Annotated in this window: 4 protein-coding genes; 3 read left to right on the forward strand and 1 reads right to left on the reverse strand. The window is 74.9% G+C overall.

Annotated features, from left to right (window positions below):
- Positions 1–182: 182 nt before the first annotated feature.
- Together BG452_RS32010 and BG452_RS32015 are read left to right on the forward strand one after the other, a co-directional pair.
- Positions 183–986: an exodeoxyribonuclease III gene (locus BG452_RS32010; protein ID WP_188307855.1), complete on the forward strand. Its 804-nt coding sequence runs from the start codon at positions 183–185 to the stop codon at positions 984–986.
- Positions 987–1,148: 162 nt separating this feature from the next.
- Entirely contained in the window at positions 1,149–1,736 is a 588-nt protein-coding gene (locus BG452_RS32015) for a hypothetical protein (protein ID WP_188307856.1), read from the forward strand.
- A 70-nt stretch (positions 1,737–1,806) separates the two neighbouring features.
- Here the strand turns inward: BG452_RS32015 and BG452_RS32020 are convergent, their stop codons facing one another.
- Entirely contained in the window at positions 1,807–2,541 is a 735-nt protein-coding gene (locus tag BG452_RS32020; RefSeq protein WP_188307857.1) for a lysoplasmalogenase, read from the reverse strand.
- Between the two features lie 232 nt (positions 2,542–2,773).
- On the opposite strand from BG452_RS32020, the gene BG452_RS46160 reads away from it, so the two are divergent.
- On the forward strand, positions 2,774–3,169 hold a 396-nt coding region (locus BG452_RS46160; RefSeq protein ID WP_223243025.1), incomplete at its 3' end, for a DUF2397 family protein.

Consider the following 3,169-nt stretch of genomic DNA (forward strand, 5'->3'; position numbering starts at 1 on the left):
GTGGTCCGGCCGGCGGGCTGACGCCCGGCGCCGCCGGCCAGGACCGGCCACGGCGCGGGCCAGGACCGGCCGTGGCGCCGGTCGGGCCGGGTTGTCGGTGCCGGACGGTATGTTCGGGGTGGGCCTCCCCAGGGGGCCCACCCCCGTCCGTACCGACCGAACCACCGGGAAGGCCGCCCGCCGTGACCGTCCGCATCGCCACCTGGAACATCAACTCCGTCACCGCGCGGCTGCCCAAGCTCCTGGAGTGGCTGGAGAGCGCCAAGCCCGACGTGCTCTGCCTCCAGGAGCTCAAGTGCGCGGCCGACGCCTTCCCGTACGAGCAGGTCCGCGAGCTCGGCTACGAGACGGCCGCGCACGGCACCGGCCGCTGGAACGGCGTCGCCATCGTCTCCCGGCTCGGCCTGGACGACGTCGTGCGCGGCCTGCCCGGCCAGCCCGGCTACCTGGCCGACGGCGCCCTGCTGCCCGACGTCGAGCCGCGCGCCATCGCCGCAACCTGCGGCCCGGTCCGGGTCTGGTCGGTCTACGTGCCCAACGGCCGCGAGGTCGACCACGCCCACTTCCACTACAAGCTGGAGTGGCTGGAGGCGCTGCGCAAGGCCGCCGCCGAGGACGCGGCCGGCCCGCGCCCCTTCGCCGTCCTCGGGGACTTCAACATCGCCCCCACCGACGAGGACGTCTTCGACGTCGCCGCCTTCGAGGGCCTCACCCACGTCACCCCCGTCGAGCGCGCCGCCCTGGCCGCCCTCGACGAGATCGGCCTGCACGACGTGGTGCCGCGCCCGCTGAAGTACGACCGCCCCTACACCTACTGGGACTACCGCCAGCTGGCCTTCCCGAAGAACCGCGGCATGCGGATCGACCTCACGTACGCCAACGAGCCCTTCGCCGACGCCGTCACCGACAGCTACGTGGACCGCGAGGCCCGCAAGGGCAAGGGCACCTCGGACCACGCCCCGGTCGTGGTCGACCTGGACCTCTGAGTCACCATGTTGACACTGGGTGACGGGCCGTCGCTCGAACGGTCCTGAGCGGTGGCCGGGCCGGGAGCGCCTGCCTACCGTCGGTGAATAACCGGGTGCAGTTGACACACCACGTGGACATGGGAGTCCCCGGCTGCGCCCGAGAATCCCGGAGGTTCCGGCATGCGCCCCATGCGTACGGCCGCCGCCGCCCTGATCGGCGCGACGGTGCTGACCGGTCTGACGGCCCCCCTCGCGTCCGCCAGAAACGGCGCGGCCTCGGTCAGCCCGTCCCAGGCCGCACCGGGCCAGACCGTGACGGTCACGGTCTCCTGCGAGAAGTCGGACAAGCCCGACGCCAAGACCATCACCGCCCACTCCGCCGCCTTCGAGGGCGGCCCGGCGACCCTCACCCTGGGAGCCGACGGCAAGCACACCGGCTCCGCCCGGCTGGCCTCCCAGCACGGCGGGGACAGCAAGGTCGACGGCACCTGTCCGGACGGCGGTGCCTTCTCCACCACCGTCACGGTCGGCACCGTCGCCGCCGGCGGCTCCGACAAGGGCCTCGGCGACTGGGGCAAGGCGGCGGGGGAGTGGGCCGGCTCGCTCGGCCAGTCCGGTGCCGGCAGCCAGCAGGTCGGCCCGCACGGCGCGGTGGAGACCGGCCTCGGCGGCTCGGTCGCGGCGGACCCGGCGGAGCTGGCCGGAGGGCTGGCCCTGATGGCCGGCGGTGTCGGCGGTTTCTGGTTGCTCCGGCGGCGCGGCGCCTGAAGGCCCCGCCCCCTCGGCAGCCGCGCCCCGCGCCGCCGGATCCTGACCGGACCGGCGGCGCGGTGGTGCGTCAGACGGCCGCCGGTTCCAGCCGTTCGGGTCGCTCCTGGTGCTCCGGGTGCTCCTGGTGCTGGAGGGTGCCGCTGGCCAGCAGGTACTGGGCCAGCACATACGTCGCCATGATCCAGAACTGATGCCCCGGCAGCTCGCGCCACTTCGCGATCTGGGTGGCGATCAGCGTGTCGGAGAGCAGGAACAGCGCCCCGCCCAGCCCGGTCCGCCAGTTCAGCCCGGCCGCGGTGACGGCGGTCGAGGTGAGCAGCAGGCTGTAGCCGGCCACCGGCACCTTGAGGTCCCCGAGGTCCGGCCAGAGCTGACTGACCAGGCCCGCCCAGGCCGTCGCGTACGCGGCCGCGACCACCAGGGCCCGTCGGCGGTCGGTGAGCGCCCCGCGCCGGACGAACATCGTGACGTAGCAGACGTGCGCGGCCGCGAAGGAACCCATGCCGGCCAGGAACGCGGTGTCGTTCTTCAGCTGCAGCAGCACGTCCCCGCCCGCGCTCGCCAGCAGTGCCGGGGCCAGCAGCTTCGGCGCCTCGCGCCCGGCGCGGGACGCCGCCGCCACGCTGTGCGCGGCCAGCAGCGGCATCAGGGCCGGCTTGGTGGCGTTCTGCAGGACGGACGCGCCGGACAGGATCGAGCCCAGGTGCGCCGCCGAGGTGGCCGCGAAGCCGCCGAGCAGGCCGGTGGCCGAACGCAGGCGCCCGCCGAGGCCGGTGGCGCGGGTGGTCGTACGGATACTCATGCGGCGTGTGCCTCCGCAGTCGTTCGGGGTGGGGAGATCGACCTTAGGGGAGTCGACCGGGCGGCGGAAGACCGGGTTACCGGTGCGTAACCCGGTCGGGCGGCGGGGAGTGACGGCGCGGCCGGTGGAAACGGGGTGCGGGCGCCCGCTTCGACGGCTCCTGCGGAGAGTTCCTCGGGAGGACGGTTGCTGCCACCGGGTGAGCCGGTCACCGTCTAGTCTGGACCCCGACATGGAGCAGCAGGAGTACGCGGTCGGCGCCACCCGGGTGGCCGCCGGCAGGCCGGACGGACGCAAGGGCGGGGCAGGACGGGGAACCGCCGACGCCGTCCTCGCCGTACGCGGAGCCGAAGCGTCCGCCGAAGCCGAAGTCGAGGTCCATGCCGTGGCCGGGACCGGTGCTGACGGCCCGCAGGCGACCGCCGAGGGGCTCTCGCCCGACCCCGGGCTGCTGCGGCTCGCCCACTGGTTCGCCGCTGCCACCCCCGGCACCGCGGACGACCTGTGCACCGCCTCCTTCGGCCTCTACCCCGCCCGGCACCTCGGCGCCGCCGCCGCGCCCGCCGACCCCGCCGTCAGCTGGTGGCACGGCCCGACGGCCCACGCCGCCGCCGCACCGCGCACCCGC

Origin of the sequence: Streptomyces sp. CBMA123 (assembly GCF_014596465.1) — a bacterium.
Lineage (GTDB): Bacteria > Actinomycetota > Actinomycetes > Streptomycetales > Streptomycetaceae > Kitasatospora.

Excerpts from the sequence above, each read along its gene's own strand:
- BG452_RS32020 (WP_188307857.1), bottom strand. The coding sequence starts at position 2,541 with ATGAGTATCCGTACGACCACCCGCGCCACCGGCCTCGGCGGGCGCCTG.
- BG452_RS32015 (WP_188307856.1), top strand. The coding sequence starts at position 1,149 with ATGCGCCCCATGCGTACGGCCGCCGCCGCCCTGATCGGCGCGACGGTG.